This window comes from Methylovulum miyakonense HT12 (genome assembly GCF_000384075.1).
In the GTDB taxonomy this organism is placed as follows: Bacteria; Pseudomonadota; Gammaproteobacteria; order Methylococcales; family Methylomonadaceae; genus Methylovulum; species Methylovulum miyakonense.
Genome location: NZ_KB913025.1, coordinates 1,492,705 through 1,514,473, shown reverse-complemented (window position 1 = coordinate 1,514,473; position 21,769 = coordinate 1,492,705). Strand labels below are relative to the sequence as shown.

The 21,769-nt window shown below is 51.3% G+C and carries 23 protein-coding genes and 1 pseudogene; 5 read left to right on the top strand and 19 right to left on the bottom strand.

Annotated features, from left to right (window positions below):
• The first annotated feature begins 205 nt into the window (after positions 1 to 205).
• The 3 genes from METMI_RS28140 to METMI_RS0107945 all read left to right on the top strand — a co-directional run bounded on the left by METMI_RS28140 (position 206) and on the right by METMI_RS0107945 (position 5,019).
• Positions 206 to 3,070: a hypothetical protein gene (locus tag METMI_RS28140; protein WP_019865752.1), complete on the top strand. Its 2,865-nt coding sequence runs from the start codon at positions 206 to 208 to the stop codon at positions 3,068 to 3,070.
• A gap of 188 nt (positions 3,071 to 3,258) precedes the next feature.
• Positions 3,259 to 4,209 (top strand): ZIP family metal transporter, encoded by a 951-nt coding sequence (locus tag METMI_RS0107950; RefSeq protein ID WP_019865750.1) that lies wholly within the window; start codon positions 3,259 to 3,261, stop codon positions 4,207 to 4,209.
• 102 nt (positions 4,210 to 4,311) lie between these two features.
• Entirely contained in the window at positions 4,312 to 5,019 is a 708-nt protein-coding gene (locus METMI_RS0107945; protein WP_019865749.1) for a TMEM165/GDT1 family protein, read from the top strand.
• A 1-nt stretch (position 5,020) separates the two neighbouring features.
• On the opposite strand, the gene METMI_RS0107940 is transcribed toward METMI_RS0107945, so the two are convergent.
• Complete coding sequence (locus METMI_RS0107940; protein ID WP_019865748.1) at positions 5,021 to 6,754, bottom strand: PQQ-binding-like beta-propeller repeat protein; 1,734 nt, start codon at positions 6,752 to 6,754, stop codon at positions 5,021 to 5,023.
• A 125-nt stretch (positions 6,755 to 6,879) separates the two neighbouring features.
• Here METMI_RS0107940 and METMI_RS0107935 point away from each other — a divergent pair, with 125 nt between their 5' ends.
• Positions 6,880 to 7,068 (top strand): DUF6726 family protein, encoded by a 189-nt coding sequence (locus METMI_RS0107935; protein ID WP_019865747.1) that lies wholly within the window; start codon positions 6,880 to 6,882, stop codon positions 7,066 to 7,068.
• A 61-nt stretch (positions 7,069 to 7,129) separates the two neighbouring features.
• Here the strand turns inward: METMI_RS0107935 and METMI_RS0107930 are convergent, their stop codons facing one another.
• The 12 genes from METMI_RS0107930 to METMI_RS0107870 form a co-directional block, all read right to left on the bottom strand.
• Positions 7,130 to 7,642, bottom strand: coding sequence for a phosphatidylglycerophosphatase A family protein (locus METMI_RS0107930; RefSeq protein WP_019865746.1), 513 nt, complete (start codon positions 7,640 to 7,642; stop codon positions 7,130 to 7,132).
• Positions 7,626 to 8,561, bottom strand: a complete 936-nt coding sequence (thiL, locus tag METMI_RS0107925) for a thiamine-phosphate kinase (RefSeq protein ID WP_019865745.1) — start codon at positions 8,559 to 8,561, stop codon at positions 7,626 to 7,628. Before thiL ends, METMI_RS0107930 begins: the two co-directional genes overlap by 17 nt.
• A gap of 8 nt (positions 8,562 to 8,569) precedes the next feature.
• Positions 8,570 to 9,010 (bottom strand): transcription antitermination factor NusB, encoded by a 441-nt coding sequence (nusB, locus tag METMI_RS0107920; RefSeq protein WP_019865744.1) that lies wholly within the window; start codon positions 9,008 to 9,010, stop codon positions 8,570 to 8,572.
• Positions 9,010 to 9,486 carry a 6,7-dimethyl-8-ribityllumazine synthase gene (ribH, locus tag METMI_RS0107915; protein WP_019865743.1) on the bottom strand — a complete coding sequence of 159 codons (477 nt, stop codon included), beginning with the start codon at positions 9,484 to 9,486 and terminating at the stop codon, positions 9,010 to 9,012. The genes nusB and ribH overlap by 1 nt, the downstream gene beginning before the upstream one ends.
• 21 nt (positions 9,487 to 9,507) lie before the next feature.
• Positions 9,508 to 10,608: a bifunctional 3,4-dihydroxy-2-butanone-4-phosphate synthase/GTP cyclohydrolase II gene (gene ribBA, locus METMI_RS0107910; protein WP_019865742.1), complete on the bottom strand. Its 1,101-nt coding sequence runs from the start codon at positions 10,606 to 10,608 to the stop codon at positions 9,508 to 9,510.
• A gap of 162 nt (positions 10,609 to 10,770) precedes the next feature.
• Entirely contained in the window at positions 10,771 to 11,427 is a 657-nt protein-coding gene (locus tag METMI_RS0107905; protein WP_019865741.1) for a riboflavin synthase, read from the bottom strand.
• A gap of 22 nt (positions 11,428 to 11,449) precedes the next feature.
• Entirely contained in the window at positions 11,450 to 11,752 is a 303-nt protein-coding gene (locus METMI_RS0107900; protein WP_019865740.1) for a type II toxin-antitoxin system RelE/ParE family toxin, read from the bottom strand.
• A complete protein-coding gene (locus tag METMI_RS23420; protein ID WP_083930211.1) occupies positions 11,752 to 12,003 on the bottom strand; it encodes a DUF2281 domain-containing protein in 252 nt (83 codons plus the stop codon). Before METMI_RS23420 ends, METMI_RS0107900 begins: the two co-directional genes overlap by 1 nt.
• 127 nt (positions 12,004 to 12,130) lie before the next feature.
• Positions 12,131 to 12,358, bottom strand: coding sequence for a type II toxin-antitoxin system HicB family antitoxin (locus tag METMI_RS0107890; RefSeq protein ID WP_156829799.1), 228 nt, complete (start codon positions 12,356 to 12,358; stop codon positions 12,131 to 12,133).
• Positions 12,359 to 12,370: 12 nt separating this feature from the next.
• On the bottom strand, positions 12,371 to 13,465 hold the full coding sequence (gene ribD, locus METMI_RS0107885) for a bifunctional diaminohydroxyphosphoribosylaminopyrimidine deaminase/5-amino-6-(5-phosphoribosylamino)uracil reductase RibD (protein ID WP_019865737.1): 1,095 nt from the start codon (positions 13,463 to 13,465) through the stop codon (positions 12,371 to 12,373).
• The gene (gene nrdR, locus METMI_RS0107880; protein ID WP_029151544.1) at positions 13,462 to 13,920 is read right to left on the bottom strand and encodes a transcriptional regulator NrdR; all 459 of its coding nucleotides are present in this window, start codon (positions 13,918 to 13,920) and stop codon (positions 13,462 to 13,464) included. Before nrdR ends, ribD begins: the two co-directional genes overlap by 4 nt.
• A 266-nt stretch (positions 13,921 to 14,186) precedes the next feature.
• Positions 14,187 to 16,448 (bottom strand): DNA internalization-related competence protein ComEC/Rec2, encoded by a 2,262-nt coding sequence (locus tag METMI_RS0107870; protein ID WP_019865734.1) that lies wholly within the window; start codon positions 16,446 to 16,448, stop codon positions 14,187 to 14,189.
• Between the two features lie 315 nt (positions 16,449 to 16,763).
• Between METMI_RS0107870 and METMI_RS0107860 the strand changes: the two are divergent.
• Positions 16,764 to 17,825 (top strand): annotated as a pseudogene (locus METMI_RS0107860) (IS701 family transposase).
• A gap of 167 nt (positions 17,826 to 17,992) precedes the next feature.
• Here the strand turns inward: METMI_RS0107860 and METMI_RS0107855 are convergent.
• The 6 genes from METMI_RS0107855 to METMI_RS0107830 form a co-directional block, all read right to left on the bottom strand.
• Complete coding sequence (locus tag METMI_RS0107855) at positions 17,993 to 18,724, bottom strand: hypothetical protein (protein WP_019865731.1); 732 nt, start codon at positions 18,722 to 18,724, stop codon at positions 17,993 to 17,995.
• A 123-nt stretch (positions 18,725 to 18,847) separates the two neighbouring features.
• A complete protein-coding gene (locus METMI_RS0107850) occupies positions 18,848 to 19,114 on the bottom strand; it encodes a type II toxin-antitoxin system RelE family toxin (protein ID WP_019865730.1) in 267 nt (88 codons plus the stop codon).
• Positions 19,098 to 19,319 carry a hypothetical protein gene (locus tag METMI_RS23415; protein WP_019865729.1) on the bottom strand — a complete coding sequence of 74 codons (222 nt, stop codon included), beginning with the start codon at positions 19,317 to 19,319 and terminating at the stop codon, positions 19,098 to 19,100. The genes METMI_RS0107850 and METMI_RS23415 overlap by 17 nt, the downstream gene beginning before the upstream one ends.
• Positions 19,320 to 19,405: 86 nt before the next feature.
• Positions 19,406 to 19,810: a hypothetical protein gene (locus tag METMI_RS0107840; RefSeq protein ID WP_019865728.1), complete on the bottom strand. Its 405-nt coding sequence runs from the start codon at positions 19,808 to 19,810 to the stop codon at positions 19,406 to 19,408.
• Positions 19,811 to 19,842: 32 nt separating this feature from the next.
• Positions 19,843 to 20,523: a lipoprotein-releasing ABC transporter ATP-binding protein LolD gene (gene lolD / locus METMI_RS0107835; protein WP_019865727.1), complete on the bottom strand. Its 681-nt coding sequence runs from the start codon at positions 20,521 to 20,523 to the stop codon at positions 19,843 to 19,845.
• Entirely contained in the window at positions 20,516 to 21,763 is a 1,248-nt protein-coding gene (locus METMI_RS0107830; protein WP_019865726.1) for a lipoprotein-releasing ABC transporter permease subunit, read from the bottom strand. Before METMI_RS0107830 ends, lolD begins: the two co-directional genes overlap by 8 nt.
• Positions 21,764 to 21,769 lie beyond the last annotated feature (6 nt).

Here is a 21,769-nt window from a genome sequence, read left to right as displayed (position 1 = left end):
CAATTGATAGGCATACGCTGGAACGGGTTTGTTGCCCGTTTCCTAACGTTTCAATGGGTTACCGGCATCTTAAAACGTTTAGGACGGGGTAACGAAAACCCGCCCCGCTCAGCATAAACAGCATGCCCGGCCTAACTATTGAATCAAATATGCGGCTAGACACGGCATTACAAGTTTTTTAAATTCAAACAATAAGGACACGCTTATGAACAAGAAAAATTACGGCAAGGGGATGGTGGATTCGCTAATCGCAGTGGATGCTGCGGCTAGCGAAGCAGCGGCAAATGACCCGATTTTGTACCCGGTGGAGATGAAAACTAGGTTGCTGGCGGATTCGGCGGTGAATACAGCACCCAGTTTTTCATTTAACGCCCAAGGCAAAGTGACCACCCACTTTGGTGCTTTTGATGACGGGGCTTACTCCATGGCCTTACAAAGCAATGGCAAAATAGTAGTGGCGGGGACAACAAGCTGGACTGGCAGCCATTCAGATTTTGCCTTAGTGCGCTATCTCAGTAATGGAAAATTGGACACCAGTTTTTCTGGAAATGGTAAAGTCACAACCGATTTTGGCTATTCTGATCGAATCCAATCAGTTGCTGTCCAAACTGACGGCAAAATCTTAGCGGTTAACGATAACGCTTTCATAACTCGTTACAATACCAACGGTTCTTTGGATGTCACTTTTGGCGGTGACAGAACCTCCACTCCCCTTGATTACATAGTAAGCACTTCCATGTCCCTACAAACCGACGGCAAAATACTTGTTGCGGGTTATTTCCATAATCATGGTGTCCATTTTGATTTTACAACTGACTTTGCTGTGGTGCGTTACAACAACGATGGTTCCTTGGACACCAACTTTGATGGTGACGGAATAGCCATTACTGATTTTGGAAATTCCTATGGCAAAGGCTATTCGGTTGCAGTGCAAACCGATGGCAAAATTCTAGTGGCGGGCAGTACCGCAGACCATTATTCATCCCGCGACCTAACCCAAAACTACACAAACGAATTCATTGCCTTAACCCGTTATAACGACAATGGTTCATTAGACACCAGCTTTGGCGACAACGGCAAAGTCGTTGCTAGTTTTGGAATCTTCAAACCTTCCAATATCGGTGAATATGGTCGGTCTATGGTTCTGCAAGAGGATGGTAAAATTCTCGTTGCCGGCTCATATTTCTACGAAGGCGATTACGATTTTGTCATCGCCCGCTTCAAAAGCGATGGCAGCATAGATGCTAGCTTTTTCGGCACTGGCTTTGGTGTTGGAGGCGAAACCCGAACCGACTTGAATTCTTCCAATGATTATGCCAACTCTGTGGCCTTACAAGCTGACGGCAAAATCCTCGTGGCAGGCACGAGTGAAAAAGACGGCCATCGTGATTTTGCCTTAGTGAGATACAACACCAACGGTATGCTGGACACCAGTTTTAACGGTAATGGCAAAGTAATAACGGATTTTGGTTCATTCGATGATAATGGATACGCGGTTAGCGTAAACGCCGACGGCAAAATTCTGGTGGTGGGCACTAGCAATAATGGCAAAGACGATGACATTGCCTTAGCGCGTTACAACTCGGATGGCAGCTTAGACACAAGCTTTGGCATCATCAACAGCCTTGACGGCCAGGCCAGTTATACCGAAGGCGGGTTGGCAGCCGTATTGGACAATTCTGTAAAAATCTACGATGCCGAACTTGCCAACAAAGGCCATTACAAGGATGCATCCATCACCTTAACCCGGCACAGTGGCGCAAACAGCCAAGATATATTTTCTGGTAGTGGTAACTTAAGCTTCAATGTCGGCAATGTGCTGTTATCCGGCGTGGCTATCGGCAGTGTCAGCAACAGCAACGGCATACTGAAAATCACCTTCAACAGCAATGCCACCCAAACGCGGGTCAATGCCGCATTATCGTCATTAGCCTACAAAAACACCTCCGACACCCCGCCCGCCTCAGTTCAAATCGACTGGACGTTCAGCGATGGCAACACGGGCGGACAAGGCACGGGTGGAGTGTTATCGGTGTTAGGTTCAACCTCCGTCCACATCACACCTGTCAACGATGCCCCCGTGGGTAACGTTTCAATCACGGGGCTAGCGACTCAAGGCCAAACCCTCACCGCCAGCAATACCTTAACCGATGCCGATGGTTTGGGGGCCATCACCTACACGTGGAAGACAGGCGCTACCGTCTTAGGCACGGGCAAAACCTATTTGCTAAAAGCCAGCGATGTGGCGCATACCCTGACCGTCACCGCCAGTTATACCGACCAGGGCGGCACTCACGAAAGCAAGGCCAGTGCCGCCAGCGGGGTGGTCGGCATTGTCAAAATCGGCACGGCGAATGCGGACACGCTGTCCGGCACGGCGGGGAATGATAGCTTTTACGGCGATGCAGGCAATGACACCTTGAATGGCGGCAACGGTAATGACCGTATCGACGGTGGCAGCGGCAACGATACGCTAGTCGGCGGGGCGGGCAATGATGTTTATATCGCCGATACCAGCGGCGACGTGGTGACCGAAGCCATCGGTGGCGGCATTGATTCCATTTACACTTCAGCCAGCCGTACTTTAGCGGCCAATGTCGAAAACCTGATTTTAATAGGCTCAACCGCCATCAATGGCACAGGCAACGGTTTGGCGAATATCCTGGTCGGCAATGCGGTGAATAATGTGTTGTCTAGCGGTGCTGGCAACGACACCTTAATCGGCGACTTGGGCAATGACACATTGACAGGCGGGGCAGGAAAAGATGCCTTCCGCTTCAACACGGCACTGGCCGCTAATATCGACAAAATCACTGATTTTGCCGTGGTTGATGACACGATACAGCTAGAAAATGGCATCTTCACCAAACTAACGGCCACAGGGGTTCTAAATATGGCTAACTTTAAGGTGGGGGCTACGGCAGCTGATGCCAATGATTTCATCGTTTACAACAAGAGCACGGGCGCATTATTTTATGATGCCGATGGGAACGGTGCAGGCACGGCGGTGCAGGTTGCGGCCTTGGGCGTGAATTTGGCTTTGACCCATGCGGATTTTATGGTGATTTAAGGCGGCCTAAACCTTTCGGGTTTCCCTGTGCTTTACGCCCTGGGGCAAAGGGCATTAAATCTTGGAAAAGCTTTTTGCCCAAACCGCGAACAACCATACGGCTATCCGGAATATCAATAACCGTATCAAAAGCGGGTATTTGGATATAATGTCCAGTCCGTTTAACCCACGCCCATACAGGTGCCACCATGACATTCCTAACCGACACGGCAAGCCGTTGCCAACACAGCCTGCAAACCCAATTCAACCGCCTGCAAGCCAGTACCCACTACCAACAGCTGATGGCTTTGCCGCCAAGCAAACGCTGGGCGACGGTGGCGGGATTGTTTTTGCTCTCGCAAATCGTGGTGTTCGGTGGCCTGTACCTGATTTTCGGCAAAATTGTCGTGATTGGCTTTTTCGCCAGCATCCTCGCCGGATTGGCGACTGGCCTGGGCGCATTGCCCGCGTTGTTTTTTAAAAAAATCTCCAATAACCTGTTCAACAGCATGCTAGGGGCGGCGGCCGGGGTGATGTTGGCGGCAACCGCGTTTTCGTTGCTGGTGCCGGGCATGAATTACGGCAATCTGATTTGGCCCGGTAACGGCATTTATGTGGTTTCTGCGGGCATGCTAATCGGCGCCTTGTTCCTGCATTACGCCGACCGCCAATTGCCACATGTGCATTTTGATTCGGTTTCCGACACCCAACTGAGGTCATTCAATAAAATCTGGCTGTTCATCATCGCCATCACCATCCACAATTTCCCTGAAGGCATGTCGGTCGGGGTTAGTTTTGGTTCAGGGGAAATGAAAAATGGCGTGGTGTTAGCCGTGGCGATTGCCTTGCAAAACATCCCCGAAGGTTTGGCGGTGGCCTTGCCTTTGGTTGGTTTAGGTTATAACCGCTGGCGGGCGGTAGGCATTGCCACCTTGACTGGCTTGGTAGAACCCGTTGGCGGCTTATTGGGCATTACGATGGTGACGGTTTTCCAACCTATCCTGCCGATAGCGATGGGCTTTGCGGCGGGGGCCATGTTGTTTGTGATCAGTGAAGAAATCATCCCGGAAACCCATTCCAATGGCCGTTCGCGCTATGCGACGTTTGCGTTGATGGTTGGGTTTATCATCATGATGATCCTGGATAACGCCTTAGGTTAATGCCAATCACGGCCACCGTTTTTTTAGCGCAAACCCAATAAAATCCGGTGGTGCGCAGCATTTTTGCACGCCACCACTTAGCCTGTATCCCCAAAGGCCATCATGGAAAATACCCTTAAACATTTACAAGACCTCTTCACCACACTCACAGCAAGCAACCTCCCCGACTTGGCGCAGGACGCCCTGCAACATGCAATATCACTGCTCACGATCAGCAACATCACCGAGCTAAGCACCACGTCAGCCACCAGTTTTGCCCTGATCGCCGCCGCAGAAATTGGCGATAAAAGCCAGTTGGTGTGCATGACCTTGGCGGCCAAGCATAAAGCCCTGCCGGTGCTGCTGGGAGCCATCGCGGCGTTTGTTTTGTTGAATAGCCTGGCCGTTGTGTTTGGGGCGGCGATTGCCAGTTGGTTACCGGCTTATATCGTCGCGGCAACGGTTGCCGTGCTGTTTGCCGCCTTTGGCCTACATGCTTTGCGGGTGGAAGAGGAAGATGAGGACACCGAGGTCAAGGTAATGAGCGGCCATGGGATTTTTCTGACGACCTTCCTGTTGATTACCCTCGCCGAGTTTGGTGACAAAACCCAGTTGGCCGTCGTCGCCTTAAGCAGCACCACAGCGCCTTTAGGGGTATGGCTAGGTTCAACTTTGGCCTTGGCGTCCACATCGGCGATGGGCATCATCGCTGGCAGGACGTTGTTACAAAAAATCCCGCTGGTGCTCTTGCACAAAATCAGCGGGGGCATTTTTTTAGTGCTGGCGGGGTTCGCCGCTTATCAGGCCTACAGCCATTATTTCACGGCATAAGCTATCGTTTTATTTCCCAGCCAATACGGTAGGCCTCAAGCCCCGCCTTGCCCGTATCCGGCATCTTGGAAACCAAATAAACCTTATCACCGACAATCAAGGGCATGGTCAATTGCCGCCCCGTGCCTTGCAGGGTTTGTTTGGCGACCATGGCCCCGTCTTTGGCGCGGATCCCGTAAAGCGTGCCGTGGGTTCCGATGTCAACCAGCCAAATAATTTCCTGCCCCCCCAAATGTGCCGTCAGCACGGGAAACGACGGATGGCTCCTGAACATTTTCAAGGCTTCGGGATGTTGGCTTTCGGGAAACTTCCAGAAGGGCTTGAATTTAGGCTGGCCATTTTCCAAAACAATTTTTAACGCGGTCACGCCGGACGGATGGGTCTGGTCGGCACTGAACGCGGGGATAACCACGACCGGGTCACCATCAACTTGGGTTTGCACGGGTTGCGTGACAATCATCCCCGCCCAGCTTAGCTTGCATAAATCGGTAGGCGAGCCACATAAGGGCGCGACTTGCAAACGGTCATATTGTGTCCCCAAATGCCCGGCATCCATCAGATAAGCCCCGCCATCTTTGCCAGCTTGCACCAAAACTTCACGGCCATCAGGCATAGCTATTTTGACTGGCGTGTTCGCGCCCAAGTCGTAATCCATCCACGCCAAACATTCCCAAAAATCTTTGTCGTCGCATTCATGGTAGGGCGGTTTTATCGGCGCGTTGCCTTTCGCCAAGCGCGGGATAAACAAATTTTTGCAGGAAGCCAGGCAGGCTTCGTCGGGTTTTACCGGGTTGAAATTGGCGCAAAGCTGCGCATCACAACCCGCATCAAATTGTAAGCCAGGCTTCACGCGCATGACGGCATTGGCATAATCATGGCGCAACAAATCCACTTGCCCGTTACCGGTGGGGATAAATAAATCCACGTCATCCTTGGTTTCGGTCACCAGCGGCCCGGACGGCACCCAGACCCCACCTCCGCAAACCATTTCTTGTGTACCGTACTCCATGGTTACCGGGCAATCGGCTTCGGCTGTGGTCAACAACACGTTTTTGATGGCTTTTTCCGCACCCTGTTGTTGCCAAGCATCCATATCAATTTCAAAGACCCAACCGTGGAAAGGCTGCACGTCAGCGGCATTGCCATACGCGGCATAAACATATCCTTGCCGGGTTCCGGGCCGGTTGATATGTTTCAACGCGGCATGGGAATAAGCGGTGGGCGGGTTAAATTTAACCGTGGCTTTGCCGTCTGCGGTTGCTTGTCCGGCAGTGACGGTCAAGACCGGAAAACGGTCATCGAAGCGATGGTTTTTTAAGTCAATCACGGCAAGTTGATGGCGGGTGCGCACACCTTGTTCCAGGCATTGGTACGAAACCACCAGTTTGTCACCGATCATGACAGGCGTGGCGATCAGCTGGACTTCCTGGCCTTCGTTTCTGGGGACTTTGAGTTTCCAGAGCAAGGTCCCGGTTCCGGCATCCAGCGCGGCGACCTCACCGTCAGACACCGGAACGATCAAGCGCGGTTGGCCATGCGACACATCCAACACTGGTGACGCAATAATACTGGCATTGAAGGTTAGGGAGGGGAAACGGGCGGTCGGGAAGATTTTTTCCAGTTTGAAAGCCCCCGCCTGAAGGGAGGCTGGGTTACTAAGGGTGCCACACGCCGATAAAACGCAGCAGGCAAAAAATATCAAGGCAGGGAAACAACGGCTCAGTGAAGGTTTCATGAAGTTCTGGGACAGAGGGCGGAAGTGCAAAGGAGGCTGGTTAGACAAAAAAGTTCAACGCGGTTGCCGTTTCCTGCCAGACAAGTTATTGTACGTTTTCGTTGTCCATTATTTAGGAGTCAAACATGAAGTTAAAAAATGGGTTGTTGCTGGCATTGCTTGCCAGTGCGTTACAGGGCTGCGTTTTAACTAAGGTCGCAACCGTGCCTATGCGGGTCGGTGGTGCTGTGGTTTCTATTGTGCCTGGCGTTGGCAACACCGCCCATGATGCGATTGATGAAGCCGCCGAGAAAGTCGATGACATCCCTATTTAAAATACTGATAAAACAGTAGGCGATACGACCAAACAGGATGTTGGGGCTTACCCAACATCCTTTAATGCAACCAGCCCTGCCCCGCCATCAGCCACAATAACAAGCCAGCAAATATCCCTGCCAACACATCATCCAGCATAATGCCCAACCCGCCGTGGATATTGCGGTCTAGCCAACGGATAGGCCAAGGTTTGAGGATGTCGAAAATGCGGAACAATATGAATCCCCAAAACACCGCCGCCCAGCTAAACGGCACCAGCCACAGGGTGATCAAGTAACCTGCGATTTCATCCCAGACGATGCCGCCAAAATCATGCTCGCCCAATTTGTCCGCGGCAACCCCGCATATCCAAATGCCGACAACCGTCACCAGCAACGTCAGGATGCTATAAACCAACAGGTTGCTTTGCGCAAACAGGCAATACACTGGGATGGCGGCGACCGTGCCAAACGTGCCAGGAGCTTTTTTTGCCAATCCCGAACCAAAACCGAAAGCCAGGAACAAAACCGGGTCTTTTAAAATCTGTCTGGGCGCCAGTTTGTTGGCACCGACCGCATCAAGAAAAATGTTCATAGCCTTTTGCCGTTAGGGGTTGAATGGCAGCCTCTTTGAGAATCCGCAAACCGGGGTTTGCGTCTATCACGCCAATTTTCCGGCAGCCACGGGGAACGAATGCCGCGTTTTTGGGGTTGACGGTAAAACACAGCTCGTAATCATCACCCGCCACCAAAGGCATTCGCCAATCACCCGTTTCTTGGATATACGCCAGCACCGGATCAGATAAGGGCAGGGATTCCCAATCCAAACACGCGCCGACCTGGCTCATTCTTAGGATATGCCCCAAATCGCCCGCCAAGCCATCGGAAAGGTCGATGCACGCCGTGGCGAAAGGGCGGATAGCCAAGCCCGTGCCAACACGGGGCAATGGTCGGTGGAACCGGTCTAAGGCCGCTTCCGGTTGCGCGCAGGCATAGCCTTGCAAGATTTTTAAACCTAGTCCCGCATCACCGATATGGCCGCTCAGATAAATGTCATCGCCGATTTGTGCGCCGGAACGTAACAAAGCTTGCCCGCGAGGGACTAAGCCCATCGCCTGCACCGTCAAGGTCAACGCGCCGGAGGTGGTGTCACCGCCGACCAGATCCACATCAAACTGCGCCGCCAAATCTAAAAAGCCCCGGGCAAATGCCGCCAGCCACACCTCATCAACATTCGGCAAAGTCAATGCCAAAGTCACGGACAACGGCTGTGCGCCCATGCTGGCAAGGTCGCTAAGGTTAACCGCCAGCAATTTATGCCCCAAGGCTTGGGGATCGGTTCCGGCAAAAAAATGCACGTTTTCGGCCATGGTGTCGGTGGTGACCGCCAATTGGTAGCCGTCGGGGATGTCCAACAATGCGCAATCATCACCTATGCCCAACACCGTGGAGCGGTGGGTGATGGTTTGCCGGGTAAAAAAACGTTGGATTAAACCGAATTCAGACAGTGGCATGGATAGCCTTATTGCGCAGCCTGTTGCTTGGCCTGCATTTCCACACCCCGTTTCTCGCGTGCAATCTTATCGAGTATGCCGTTGACATATTTATGGCTACCGTCCGCGCCAAAACATTTGGCCAGGTTGATGCTTTCGTTCAGCACGACTTTATAAGGCATGTTCAGGCGGTACAGCAATTCGTATGTGCCCAGGCGCAAAATCGCCCGTTCGACCGGGTCGATCAAGTCCACATCACGGTCGACAAATTCCGCCAAGGCTTGGTCAATTTCATCAAGATGCTCCGGCACTCCATGGAACAATTCCTTAAAATAGCTTTTCTGGGCGTCTTTCAGCCAATCTTCTTCACCAAATTGCTGCTCGATCAAGTTTAGGTTTTGTCCGGTCATTTGCCATTGGTACAAGGCCTGTACGGCGGCTTTCCGTGCATTGGTGCGGGCTTGGCTCATCAGATTTCCAAATTTTTAAACAGGCTGACCATTTCGATAGCAGACAAAGCCGCTTCCGCACCTTTATTGCCGGCTTTGGTGCCGGCGCGTTCTATCGCCTGTTCAATGGTGTCAACCGTCAACACACCAAAACTGACCGGCACATCATATTGCAAGGACACATGCGCCAGACCTTTCACGCATTCGCCCGCGACATATTCAAAATGTGGCGTGCCACCGCGTATCACGGCACCGACGGCGATAATCGCGTCATATTTTTTGCTGGCGGCAATGCGTTGCACCACCATCGGCAATTCAAACGCGCCGGGGGCTTTGACCAGATGGATGTCGTCCTTATTTACGCCATGCCGCACCAGCGCGTCTATCGCACCGCCTTCAAGCTGCTCAACAATAAAACTGTTAAAGCGTGAGGCGACGATACAAAATTTCCCGCCTTGTGCGGCAAAAATCCCTTCATACGTTTTTATTTTTGACATGATGTCCTCTACTGATAAATTTCAACCGACATGCTCGGCAACTTCCAAATCAAACCCCGATAGGGCGATGTATTTTTTCTGCGTCCCTAAAACTTTTAATTTATGCACTCCCAAATCCGCCAAAATCCGTGCTCCCGTACCTGTAGTGCGCCAATCAGGATCGCTGGCTTGCCCTGAATGGGCAATGCCGTTATCTTCCAATTGATAACTGTGGATCAGCTCGGCCAACGCTTTGTTGTTTTCGCTTTGGCGGATCACCACCAACACGCCGCGCCCTTCTTCGGCGATTTTTTGCATCGCCAAGCGGATCGGCATATTGCAATCGCTACGCTGGGATGAAAACACATCGTCCAGGAGGTTCCGTGCATGGACCCGCACCAGCACAGGTTCATCACCGGACACCGGCCCCATCACCAAAGCCAGATGCAGATTGTCGTCATTGCGGTCTTGGTAAGCATATAGCCGGAATTCACCGAACTCGGTAGGATAAGCGCATTCGCTGATACGTTCCAGCGTATTTTCATGCTGGATGCGGTAATGGATCAAATCGGCAATGGTACCGATCTTCAGGCCGTGCTGCCGGGCAAACGCTTCCAAATCAGGCCGACGCGCCATTGAGCCGTCTTCATTAAGGATTTCGACGATGACCGCCGCAGGCTCGGTACCTGCCAGACGCGCCAAATCGCAGCCCGCTTCGGTGTGTCCGGCACGGTTTAACACCCCACCGGATTTCGCCATCAGCGGGAAAATATGCCCGGGCTGCACCAGATCATCCGGCTTGGCAGCGGCGGCGACAGCGCATTGGATGGTGCGGGCGCGGTCGGCGGCGGAAATGCCGGTGGTCACGCCCGTCGCCGCTTCGATGGACACAGTGAAGTTGGTGGAATGCGGCGTTTTGTTTTCATTGACCATCAACGGCAAACGCAATTGCTGGCAACGCTCTGGCGTTAAGGTCAGGCAAATCAGGCCACGACCGTACCGCGCCATGAAATTGACGTCTTCAGGGCGGGTGAAGGAAGCCGCCATCACCAAGTCGCCTTCATTCTCGCGGTCTTCGTCATCCATGATGATGACCATTTTGCCTTGCCGTAAATCTTCGATGATTTCTTCAATAGTGTTCATAATTGTCCAAATAGTTGCAGGATGTGCCTGCAGGGCATAACCCAAAAAACCGCTGTATCCCAATCACAGCCGGACGGGGTTTGAACCCCAGTCCCTTACCTTTTCACATACTGATAATGAATAAAACGTTACGGAACAGGTAAAAAACCATTCCGGCCCAGTTCAACCTAAAAACCCGCTTCTTTTCAATAAATCCTCGGTGACCCCACCGCAAGGCTGCGCAGCCGCTTCGCCCTTCATCAACCGCTCCATATACCGCGCCAAAATATCCACTTCCAGATTCACCAAACTGCCCACCACCGCGTCATCCAAGGTCGTTTCCTGCAAGGTATGCGGGACAATGTTGACACCAAAAGTTGCGCCATCCACTTCGTTGACCGTCAAACTGATGCCGTTGATGCAAATCGAGCCTTTTTCGGCGATATATTTCGCCAGTTCGACAGGAACTTGCACGGTAAAGCGCACCGAACGCGCATCAGGTTTCCTGCCAATAATCTTGCCGATACCGTCAACATGCCCGCTGACGATATGCCCGCCCATGCGTGTGGAAGGCGTCAACGCCAGTTCCAGATTGACAGGCGTGCCAACCGTAACCCGGCTCAAGGTCGTCCGCTCCCAGGTCTCGTTGGAAACATCGGCGCAAAAATGCCGCGCCCCCAATTCGATGGCGGTCAGGCACACTCCGTTGACGGCAATGCTGTCACCCAGTTGCGTGCCAGTGAGCGGCAATTTGCCCGTATCGATCTTCAAACGGAAATCGCCGGATTTGCGCTCGATGGCAGAGATTTTGCCTATGGCTAATATGATGCCTGTGAACATGGATTCTTTAAATTAAAAAGGGTTAAAAATCAATATTTCTCGCGGATAAGGGCTTTGTTAAATTGATAATATGCAAAATTTCAACCTGTTTTTTCAACACGTTGATCCGATAAAAGGCGGTGTAACCTTTGTAGGAGAACTTCCGGATATCCGCCTTATAAACAGAACCACTTTCTGGAAAATATCCGAGTATTTTGGTGAACGCAGTAATTAATTCATTAACAAACCGTTGGCTTGTTTGTGGACTATCCAAGGCGATGAAATACGCAATATCTTCAAGCTCTTCATCCGCTTGAGGCATGATTTTCACTTCATACGCTTGCATTAGTTTTTCTGGTTTGCGGCAAGGCGTTGCTGAACCCGTTGGTTCAAATTATCAACATACGCATCATCAAGCGTAACTCCTAGGCCATTCTCGGCTTGCTCTATGCCTTGTTGAATCTTGCGCTCTAATACCAACTCGTTGATAGATGAATTTTTGCTTTTCAGAAATTCGACAAAATGCAAAACTTCCAATGCCAAAGATTCGGGGAATTCTTGTACGTTTTGATAAATTTGTTCTGCTGTGTTCATCATGCTTACCTAAATAGAATAATGCAGTTAATAATTCAAGAATCAATAGGTTATCGCCATCATGCTTTTTTATGATTTGAATGCGTTCCGGTATTTTGCCGTTTATGTCTAGCCAATATTTATAACGTTGTTAAACTGCCAGCTCAATATCCCGGACACCGATAAAAATATTCGCGGGTCCATTTTGCTGATCATCCTGTTCTTCCAAACAAAGCCCGATCGCCTCTCGAATATTGCTCCAGGCATCATCAATAGTTTTGCCATAACTTCGGCACGCTTGGAACAACGGGCAACTGACAATGTAGAAGCCATCGGCATCTTGTTCAATAACAATTGGAAAGTGTTTTTTTAATGGCATGATGAACCCCATTTACCAATTCGGTTGCAGCGTTAACTTCAAATCCCCACCCACCTGCCGGACATCCAACAGCTTCAATTCTTTCTTATCCGCCATTTTCAGAACCTCCGGCAAATGGAACAAGCCGCGTCCTTGATCGCCCATAATCGAAGGGGCCATGTAGATAATAATTTCATCCAGCAAATTTGCCGCCAATAATGCGCCATTCAACACCGCGCCTGCTTCGACTAGGACTTCATTTATCTGCTGGGCAGCCAAAAAGCGCATGACTTCGGGCAAATCCAAGCAGCCTTTATTATCCGGCAAACGATGCACTTCAAAACCTGCATCCTGCAAATCCCGCCGTTTTTCGGCATCGTCCGAGCAGGTCAGGATTAACGAACGCCCTGGCAGTTTCGCCATTTGTGCAGCTGGCGGCGTTTGCAAGCGGCTGTCTAAAATGACCCGTATCGGCTGCAAGACAGTAAAATCGACCCGCGCTGTCAAAGCCGGATCGTCCGCTAATACAGTGTTGACGCCCGTCAATATCGCCGAGCTTTCGGCGCGTAACCGATGGACATCGGCCCGTGCTTGCGGCGAGGTGATCCATTGGCTTTCACCGGAAGCCATCGCCGTGCGTCCGTCCAAGCTCATCGCCAATTTGCTGCGGACGAACGGGCGGTTTTCAGTCATGCGCTTGATGAAACCACGGTTTAAGGCGCGGGCATCGGCTTCGAGCACACCAACGGCAACCTCGATCCCGGCGGCTTGCAAGTTTGCCAAACCTCGCCCAGAAACCAAGGGATTCGGGTCTTGCATAGCGGCAACGACGCGGCGGACTCCGGCGTTAACCAGCGCGTCACAACACGGCGGAGTTTTGCCGTGGTGGCTACAGGGCTCCAGCGTGACATAGGCGGTCGCACCATGCGCGTCGGCTACGGTTTTTAGGGCTTCGACTTCGGCATGGCCATAGCCCGCCTGTTGGTGCCAGCCTTCGCCGATGATGTCGCCATCCCTGACCAAGACACAGCCGACGCGAGGGTTCGGGTCGGTGGTGTAGCGTCCGTTGCGTGCCAATTGCAAGGCCTTTGCCATGAACCGCGCATCATCGCGGGCGGTGTTGCTCATGGGTTTTTCTGTTGCAGGTCGGCGATCATTTGCGTGAATTCGCTGACATCTTGGAAACTGCGGTAAACCGAGGCGAAACGCACGAAGGCGACATGGTCGAGGCCGCTCAATTCCCTCATGACTTTTTCGCCCAGCTCCTGCGCGGAAATCTCCCGTTCGCCGATCACCATCAAGTCTTTTTTGATCCGGTTGACGGCGGCTTCAATCGCATCGCCATCCACGGGGCGTTTTTCCAAAGCCTTGAGCATCCCTGAACGGAGCTTCTTTTCGTCAAACGGTTCGCGGTTGCCATCACGCTTAATGACGCGCGGCATCGTCAATTCCGCCACTTCAAAGGTGGTGAAACGCTCTTTGCAAACATTGCATTCACGGCGCCGGCGGACTTGGTCGCCTTCATTCGCCAACCTAGAATCCAGTACGCGGGTATCTTGTGCGCCACAGAAAGGACATCGCATAATTTTTAGCCGTGATCCTTATTATTATTGACCGGAAAGCTCCGGCGGTAATTTTCAAAACCCGTTATTTTATAACATTTTTTGGGTGCTTATGGTTTTTATTGTCTTTGAATAGAGATTCTCCACGAAAGACACGAAAAGCACGAAAAAAAAGCGGAAAAGATCACAAACACTGGAACGGGGTTGATACCCGTTCCATAACGTTTTGTCATTTATGTATTGAAGCTTTTCGTGGTTTTCGTGTCTTTCGTGGACAAATATTATTTTCACCGAAAATGCCAATACCGCGCCCCGATCTGCCTAAAACTTTCCAGCACCCTGCCCGCTTTTTGATAAGCCAACGTGATGGCGCCGCTTTCCGCCGTATTCAGCCATGGCAGGCCCATTTCCCGATAACGTTGCAGGATTTTGGGGTGGGGATGGCCGAATTGATTGTGGAAACCGGCGGGGATCAAAACGGCATTTGGCAAAACGGTTTGCAGGAAAGAATAAGTCGAAGACGTTTTGCTGCCATGATGCGCGGCAACCAGCACATCGGCACGCAGTTGTTCACGGTAGGTTTTCAGCAGCCAGATTTCCGCCTCGGCTTCAATGTCGCCCGTCAACAACACCGAACCGTAAGCGGACGTGATTTTCACGACACAAGAATTGTTGTTGTCGGATACGAACGCAGTGGCTGGCGGCGACAACACGCTGAAACCGACCCCGTCCCATTGCCACGTTTGCCCGGCGACACAACGCACGGGGGCGTAACTGGCAAGCTGTTCCGGCACGCTGGTCAAGACTGTGTCCGCCGACATTTCACGTAACACCGAAGCCGCGCCGCCGATATGGTCATTGTCGCCGTGGCTGATAGTCAGGCCGTCCAAATGCGCCACGCCTTGCTGGCGCAAAAACGGCAAGACGATTTGTTGGCCGCTGTCGCTTTGCGGGGAATATTTCGCGCCTGTATCGTAAACCAGAGTATGCCCCGCCGTTTGCACCACCACCGCCAAGCCTTGCCCGACATCCAGCAAAGTCATTTTCAGCTCGCCATCTTGTAGTTTTTTGCCGTCAGGAAACAGCAAAGGCAACAGCATCACCAGACCCAGATACCGCGCCGGAATGCCACGCGGGGCCAACAACCACAGCAAACCCGGCAACGCCAACAATAACGCCCAACCAGACGGTTGCGGACGATTGATAATGGCGACCGGCAAATCGGCGAACCACGCCAAGGCCAGCATCAGGCCTTGCAAACCGTAATCCAACACCAGCATCAGACCATTTGCCAGCGGCTCATAAACCAACAGCAACAACGTCGCAATTAACGCCATCGGCACCAGCAAAAAACTGATCACAGGCACGGCAAACGCATTGGCCAACGGCGCGCACACCGACACTTGCTGGAAGAAAAACAACAATAGCGGCGCCAATCCTAAGGAGGTGTAGCCATTGATATACAGCATTTCCCGCCAAAAACCCAAGCGTCCCAAACGCCCGCTGACCGCATAGACAATCACCGCCACCGCGCCATACGACAACCAGAACCCCGGCGACAACACCGCCAACGGGTCATACACCAACACGGCGAATAAGGCTAACATTAACGCATGGAAAGGCCGCACAGGCCGTTGCCAAATAATCCCCAGCATGAGCACCGCCAGCATCACCACGGCGCGTTGCGTAGGCACCGAAAAACCCGCCAAGGCCGCATAAAATCCCCCCGCCGCCAACGCCACCACAGCCGCAACCCGTGGCGGAGACCATACCAACACACCCGTCCTCGCCCACAGTTTCAGCACCAGCCAATACACCAAACCTGCAACCAAGGCGATATGCGAACCGGAAATCACCACTAAATGCGTCGTCCCCGTTTTCCGGAAAATATCCCATTGCGCCGGGGTCAAATCATTGCCAAAGCCGATGGTGAGGGCTTTCAGCAAGGCGATGTGTCCGGGGTTGATGGGCAAGGCCGACAAGCGGTCATTAATAGCCTGGCGACTATGGCTAATAGAAAAGCGCGGGGCTTGCGCCAACAACACAGGCTTAGGATAAGGCCGGACAAAACCCGTCGCGCCTATGCCCTCGGTAAACAGCCAACGCTCATAATCAAAACCGCCAGGGTTCAGCGTTCCATGCGGTTGCTTGAGTTTGACGGTGAATACCCATTGTTGTCCGGCCTTAAGCGTGTGGTCGAAATCTTGCCAACTTAAACGGATCTTCGCTGGGATCTGCGCTGGAGCAGAGTTGACGGTAAGATCAAAACGGACGAGGTTATCGCTAATTTCCGGCAAATCGGCGATGGTTCCAGTGATGACGGTATCAATTCCCGCTAACGATGCGGGCAAACGGTCGTTTAAGTGCAGATTGGCAAACAGCGTTGCCCAGAGGATGCCTAAACAGAAAAAAGTGGCGGGATGGTAGCGGTGGTAAGTGGCGACACTAGCGGCTATTGAGCAGAGAATTAGCCAGTTAGGGGATGGCAAAACAGCGAATTGTTGCACCAGCAAAATTCCGGCAAGAAAGGCTGGGGCGATGAGGGTCATGGGATGGCGGGATTTCTGAAGTATTGATGTGATTTAGAAATGGCTTCCGTAGCGGCGAGCGGCGGCTCGCCGGAATACTTGTAATTTACCTACAACCCAAAAAGGGCGGACAACCGCCCGCCCCTACAACAAGCGCGCCAGAGATTCGGATCTTGCCACGCGTTAAAATCACTAAGCCCTATTAAGACCAAGGATTTAGGTTTTCAGGGCAATGACCGACCCTCACTAAGATTATAGAAGTTACGCATTGACAGCCAAGTTATAATATGAATTTTAAAATTCCCCAAGCAGCCGCCACCGGAAGGCCAAACCATGATCAGGACAATCACCCGCCCCAGCACCGCCCGTTGCACCTTGCCGATGTACATCAGCTTCCTGCTGGGCGAACCCAAATACGGCAGTTGCCGCCGTCTGGGTGAGGTGATGGAGATTTCCCACGATAGCGCAACCCGCTTCCTGCAACGGGAACGCTACGAGGGCAAGGATTTGTACAACGAATCCGCGCCGCTCCTGATCCTGAAAGGCGGCACGTTGAGCGTCGACGACAGCGTGCTGGACAAGCCGTATAGCCAATACCTGGCTTTCGTCGGCTACTTCTAGTCCGGCAAGCACAAGCGTTCCGTGAAGGGCATCAGCCTGGTCACGCTGTATTACACCGACACCAACGGGCAGCACCTGCCCGTCAACTTCCGCGTCTATGATTTATGCCCCAGAGGGTACAAATCGGAAGGCAAGACCAAAAACGACTACTTCCGCGACATGCTGGAAGAAGTCCTGGCCTGGGGGCTGGAGCCCGCTTTCGTGACCGGCGACAGCTGGTACAGCGGTGCGGACAACCTGAAGCGGGTGAAAAACCACCAGCGGGGTGGGCTGTTCGCCATCGAAAGCAACCGCACCGTGTCCGTGGACAAAGGCCAGTGGACGCAGGTGCAAAAGCTCGACATCCCCGATGACGGCCTGCTGGTCTGGCTCAAGGACTTCGGCAACGTGAAACTGTTCCGGACCTGGCTGAAAGACCAGCCACGCCATTATGCGGTTTTCTTGCCCGATGACGACCAGCTCGCCGCCGTCGGCCGGAAAACCTTCACCGAACAGCACGACAAGCACTGGCATATTGAGCAGTACCACCGCGCCATAAAGCAGGTCTGCAACATCGAACATTTCCAGGTGCGCAGCAAGAACGCCATCCGAAACCACCTGTTCGCCGCCCTATGCGGCTATGTCCAACTCCAGAAACTCAGTGCCATGTCCTTGATAGATAACTGTTATAGCGTCCAGCGTAACCTGTTCAACGGGGTCATTGCAGGGTTCATTGGTCGACTAATGCCTACCATGAGCCACTTGAGCCCAGATTTTCAGGCTGTCGTCAATGCGTAACTTCTAGATTATTAAAATTTGATATTTCGAGCTGATAGCGGCTTAGTTAAATTGACAATATGTAAAATTTCAATCTCCTGAATTGCTTTCAAACGCATAACTTCAGTCTCCAATCAAATGATTCCATATCGAACACTGTAGGCGATATAAACATATGGCACTACCGTTTAACTTTTGGATGCCTTAATCGAAATATATTCCTCCAATGTTATATCTAGCAACGCCAAATCATTACCATCCTTCGATGCATTGGAAGAAAACCATTCTTTAGCGCACTCATGCAATTGTGGAATGTCACTTTTCCATTGAAACATATCGTAAGGTGCAAATATAAAGCTGACACTTTCTATAATTAAGTCCAGTTCATCTTCTTCAACTTCAACTGGCATAATCATGTCATACATCCGAATAGGTTGATTAAGCGGAAATTCATTTATTAAGGATAGACGCTGTTTTGCTTTATCAACTAAAGGATGCCCATACTTAGCTTCATCTTCTTCACTTTGGCGCATGTCTATGGGATGTCTCTCTAACGCAAGAACAAAACACTTTCTTACGTCAACATTCATTTCAGAGAATGATAAAAGTCGCTCTGTTTCGATAATTTCTTGAGAGCAGCAGCTCCTGTATTCGAAGGTTCGTCCCCACTCCTTCCCGAAAGCTTCCTCATATTCATCGCGCTTGTCGAAGGTGTCCAATAATTTTCCGAGGTTGTGAATCTTGTCGACAACGGCTTGACAATCAGGACTGGCAGAGGCTGATTGAGCGGTAACATGGTGAATAAACCGTATATAGTCTTCAACTGCTGATCTAACTAAACCCTTGGGATTCCAATCATAACTAGATATTTTAATAATCATCTTTGGCTCGACATTGCAAAATGTTTTTTCTAGCACCATTCACTCGTTCCCAAGCTCCAGCTTGGGAATGCGGTTCTGGAAGCTTCGGCTTCCAGTATTCCCGAAGCTAGAACTTTTTAGAGTTGTATTCCCAAGCCAGAGCTTGGGAACCAGCGCAATTCCTCATTTATACACAGTTGAACGATGCCCTATCCCAACCACCAAAACCACTAATTCACTATCAACAATCTGGCAGATAACCCGGTAATCACCAACCCGATAACGCCACATTCCCTTGAATTTACCCGTTAAGGCTTTGCCAAGCTGACGCGGGTTTTCAAGGGCCAAGACATCGACTTTAAGAAACTTCAAAATCCTATTTCTATCTTGCTTATCCAGGTTTGATAATTCCTTAAGGGCGTATTTATCAAAGCTAACCGTCCATTTCATTTAGCATCCTTTCGGCATCCTCCAAAGAAATAAGCTTAGATTCACCACGCTCAAGCCTTTCTATTGCAGCTTCGGCAATACGGGCATCATGATAATCTTCTAAAAATGCGGTCAAAGCCATTTCAACGAGCTTGTTAACGGGTTTATGCTCAATTTCTGCCAATTGCAAAAAAGATTGTTCTAACTCTTCAGATACAGCAATCATAGTAAACACCTCCAAAAATGTTAGGTGACAGGTTCAATATAGACACCGCCTAGAAACAATTTTTAACCAACTTTGTAAATTAAAGCTCAGCAACATGAAATCTCGTACGAAATATTATCTGCACTACCATTATCACTGCGGCCTGGCTGGACAAGCCCCATTGTCCGAATCATCCCTTGTAGTGGCTTAGGTAAGACTGGTTCATTTAATTCCTGCCAGAAATAAGCATCAGGATATTTACCAGCATCTTCACTGCTATCGTAAAATTTCACCCTTTGCAATTTCCAACCAAAAACTCTCAAAAGAGCTTCTTGAGTCGCTTCCATATAAATCTTATGTCGAAGATCATTTTCTGAACACTGAATATAAGCGGTTAATATTTCAGCGGAAACATCCTCTGCCAATTCATTAAGCGTTCTACAAGCACCTTCTATTTCCTCATCATTGTTTAAAATAACAACAACTTCTGCTAAAGGTTTTGTTTCGCTCATGTTGCTTTAAATAGGTTGATGAAACGCTTTAACTACCCCCCCACAATCACCCCATCCTCCATATGCAACACCTTACCCATTTTCGCCGCCAGTTCATGGTCATGGGTGACGACCAAAAAGCTCACTTGCAGTTCTTGGTTTAGCTCCAGCATCAGTTGGTAGACCTGTTCGGCGGTTTTGCTGTCGAGGTTGCCGGTGGGCTCGTCCGCCAGAATCACGGCGGGTTTGTTGATTAACGCCCTTGCCACGGCGGCACGTTGGCGTTCGCCACCGGAGAGTTCGCCGGGTTTGTGGGCGATGCGGTGGCCTAGGCCGACGCGTTGCAACAAGGCGGTGGCGCGGTGTTTGGCCTCAGATACCGCTTCGCCTGCAATCAACAAAGGCATGGCGACATTTTCCAAGACGGTGAACTCACCTAGCAAATGGTGGGATTGGTAGATGAAACCTAGCGATTTGTTGCGCAGTTTGGCTTGTTGGCGGCTGCCGATTTTATTCAAATCCATGCCATCCAAAACCACATTGCCGCCTGTGGGTTTGTCCAATCCGCCTAGCAAATGCAACAAGGTGCTTTTGCCGGAACCGGAGGCGCCCATGATGGCGACCTGTTCGCCGATGCCGATGTGCAGGTTCACGCCTTTTAAGACCTCAACGTCCAACTCGCCTTGGGTATAGCGTTTGGTGAGGTTTTGGCAGGATAAAATCGGTTTATTCATAACGCAGCACCTCCGCCGGATTGACTTTCGACGCTTGCCAAGCGGGGTAAATGGTGGCGAGTAAGGACAGCAAAAACGCCATGCTGGCGATGACGTAAACATCCGTCCAGATCAGTTTCGAAGGCAGATCGCTGATGTAATAGACTTGTGCGGACAGGAATTTAATGCCAAAAGTGTTTTCAACAGTTTTGATGATGTCGGCGATATTCCACGCCAGCAACACGCCGCCAATGACGCCCAATACCGTACCGACCAAACCAATCACCGTACCCAGCACCATAAAAATGCCCATGACCGAACCGGCAGTCAGACCTTGGGTTTTTAAGATGGCGATGTCGCCGCGTTTATCAGTAACGACCATAATCAGCGTGGAGACGATGTTAAACGCCGCCACGGCGACCATCATCAATAAGATAATCGACATCACCCGCTTTTCCATTTTGATGGCTTGGAAGAAATTGTCGTGCGCTTTCGTCCAGTCGCTGACTTGGTAATCACCGTAAAACTTTTCCGCCAGTTCCTGGGTGATCTGCGGGGCGTCCAGCAGGTTATCAAGTTTGATGCGCACCGCCGACACCGCCCCGTCCATACGGAACAGTTTCGACGCATCGTCAATGTGCACAAAGGCCATGTTGCGGTCATATTCGTACATGCCGACATTGAAGGTGCCGACGACGGTGAAGCGGCGCATCCGTGGCACGACCCCGGCAGGCGTGGAATTGACTTGCGGGCTGATGACGGTGATTTTGTCGCCCGTCATCACGCCCAAATAATTGGCGAGCTCTTGGCCCAAAACAATGCCATATTGTCCGGCAACCAGATCGGACAATTTGCCGGAAGTCATTTTTTCGGCGACTTCCGACACTTTCGCTTCCGACTCCGGCAACACGCCCGTCAACACCGTGCCGCTGACGCGCCTGTCGGCGTTAATCATCACTTGGCCATTGATAAACGGAGCCACGCCTTGCACATGCGCCGTACCCGCGAGCTTTTGCTCCAGCTCTTGCCAGTTGTCGAGCTGACCGTAGCGTCCGGTCATGGTCGCATGGGCGGTCATGCTGAGCATCCGCGCACTGATTTGTTCGACAAAGCCGTTCATCACCGACAACACGGTGATCAGGGCCACGACGCTTAAGGCGATGCCCAACACCGAGGCCAAGGTGACGAAAGAAATGAATTGGGTGCGCCGTTCCGCCCGCGTGTAACGCAGGCCAATATAAAAAATCAAGGGTTTAAACATGAAGGA

Bases quoted from the DNA above. Each gene is read 5' to 3' on its own strand.
- METMI_RS0107945 (WP_019865749.1), top strand. From the start codon at position 4,312: ATGGAAAATACCCTTAAACATTTACAAGACCTCTTCACCACACTCACA.
- ribBA (WP_019865742.1), bottom strand. From the start codon at position 10,608: ATGAACACTATTGAAGAAATCATCGAAGATTTACGGCAAGGCAAAATG.
- METMI_RS0107935 (WP_019865747.1), top strand. From the start codon at position 6,880: ATGAAGTTAAAAAATGGGTTGTTGCTGGCATTGCTTGCCAGTGCGTTA.
- METMI_RS0107930 (WP_019865746.1), bottom strand. From the start codon at position 7,642: ATGAACATTTTTCTTGATGCGGTCGGTGCCAACAAACTGGCGCCCAGA.
- METMI_RS0107830 (WP_019865726.1), bottom strand. From the start codon at position 21,763: ATGTTTAAACCCTTGATTTTTTATATTGGCCTGCGTTACACGCGGGCG.
- METMI_RS23420 (WP_083930211.1), bottom strand. From the start codon at position 12,003: ATGATGAACACAGCAGAACAAATTTATCAAAACGTACAAGAATTCCCC.
- thiL (WP_019865745.1), bottom strand. From the start codon at position 8,561: ATGCCACTGTCTGAATTCGGTTTAATCCAACGTTTTTTTACCCGGCAA.
- METMI_RS0107900 (WP_019865740.1), bottom strand. From the start codon at position 11,752: ATGCAAGCGTATGAAGTGAAAATCATGCCTCAAGCGGATGAAGAGCTT.
- lolD (WP_019865727.1), bottom strand. From the start codon at position 20,523: ATGAATAAACCGATTTTATCCTGCCAAAACCTCACCAAACGCTATACC.
- ribH (WP_019865743.1), bottom strand. From the start codon at position 9,486: ATGTCAAAAATAAAAACGTATGAAGGGATTTTTGCCGCACAAGGCGGG.
- METMI_RS0107890 (WP_156829799.1), bottom strand. From the start codon at position 12,358: ATGCCATTAAAAAAACACTTTCCAATTGTTATTGAACAAGATGCCGAT.
- METMI_RS28140 (WP_019865752.1), top strand. From the start codon at position 206: ATGAACAAGAAAAATTACGGCAAGGGGATGGTGGATTCGCTAATCGCA.
- METMI_RS23415 (WP_019865729.1), bottom strand. From the start codon at position 19,319: ATGATTGCTGTATCTGAAGAGTTAGAACAATCTTTTTTGCAATTGGCA.
- METMI_RS0107870 (WP_019865734.1), bottom strand. From the start codon at position 16,448: ATGACCCTCATCGCCCCAGCCTTTCTTGCCGGAATTTTGCTGGTGCAA.
- METMI_RS0107940 (WP_019865748.1), bottom strand. From the start codon at position 6,754: ATGAAACCTTCACTGAGCCGTTGTTTCCCTGCCTTGATATTTTTTGCC.
- nrdR (WP_029151544.1), bottom strand. From the start codon at position 13,920: ATGCGATGTCCTTTCTGTGGCGCACAAGATACCCGCGTACTGGATTCT.
- nusB (WP_019865744.1), bottom strand. From the start codon at position 9,010: ATGAGCCAAGCCCGCACCAATGCACGGAAAGCCGCCGTACAGGCCTTG.
- METMI_RS0107950 (WP_019865750.1), top strand. From the start codon at position 3,259: ATGACATTCCTAACCGACACGGCAAGCCGTTGCCAACACAGCCTGCAA.
- METMI_RS0107855 (WP_019865731.1), bottom strand. From the start codon at position 18,724: ATGGTGCTAGAAAAAACATTTTGCAATGTCGAGCCAAAGATGATTATT.
- ribD (WP_019865737.1), bottom strand. From the start codon at position 13,465: ATGAGCAACACCGCCCGCGATGATGCGCGGTTCATGGCAAAGGCCTTG.
- METMI_RS0107850 (WP_019865730.1), bottom strand. From the start codon at position 19,114: ATGAAATGGACGGTTAGCTTTGATAAATACGCCCTTAAGGAATTATCA.
- METMI_RS0107905 (WP_019865741.1), bottom strand. From the start codon at position 11,427: ATGTTCACAGGCATCATATTAGCCATAGGCAAAATCTCTGCCATCGAG.
- METMI_RS0107840 (WP_019865728.1), bottom strand. From the start codon at position 19,810: ATGAGCGAAACAAAACCTTTAGCAGAAGTTGTTGTTATTTTAAACAAT.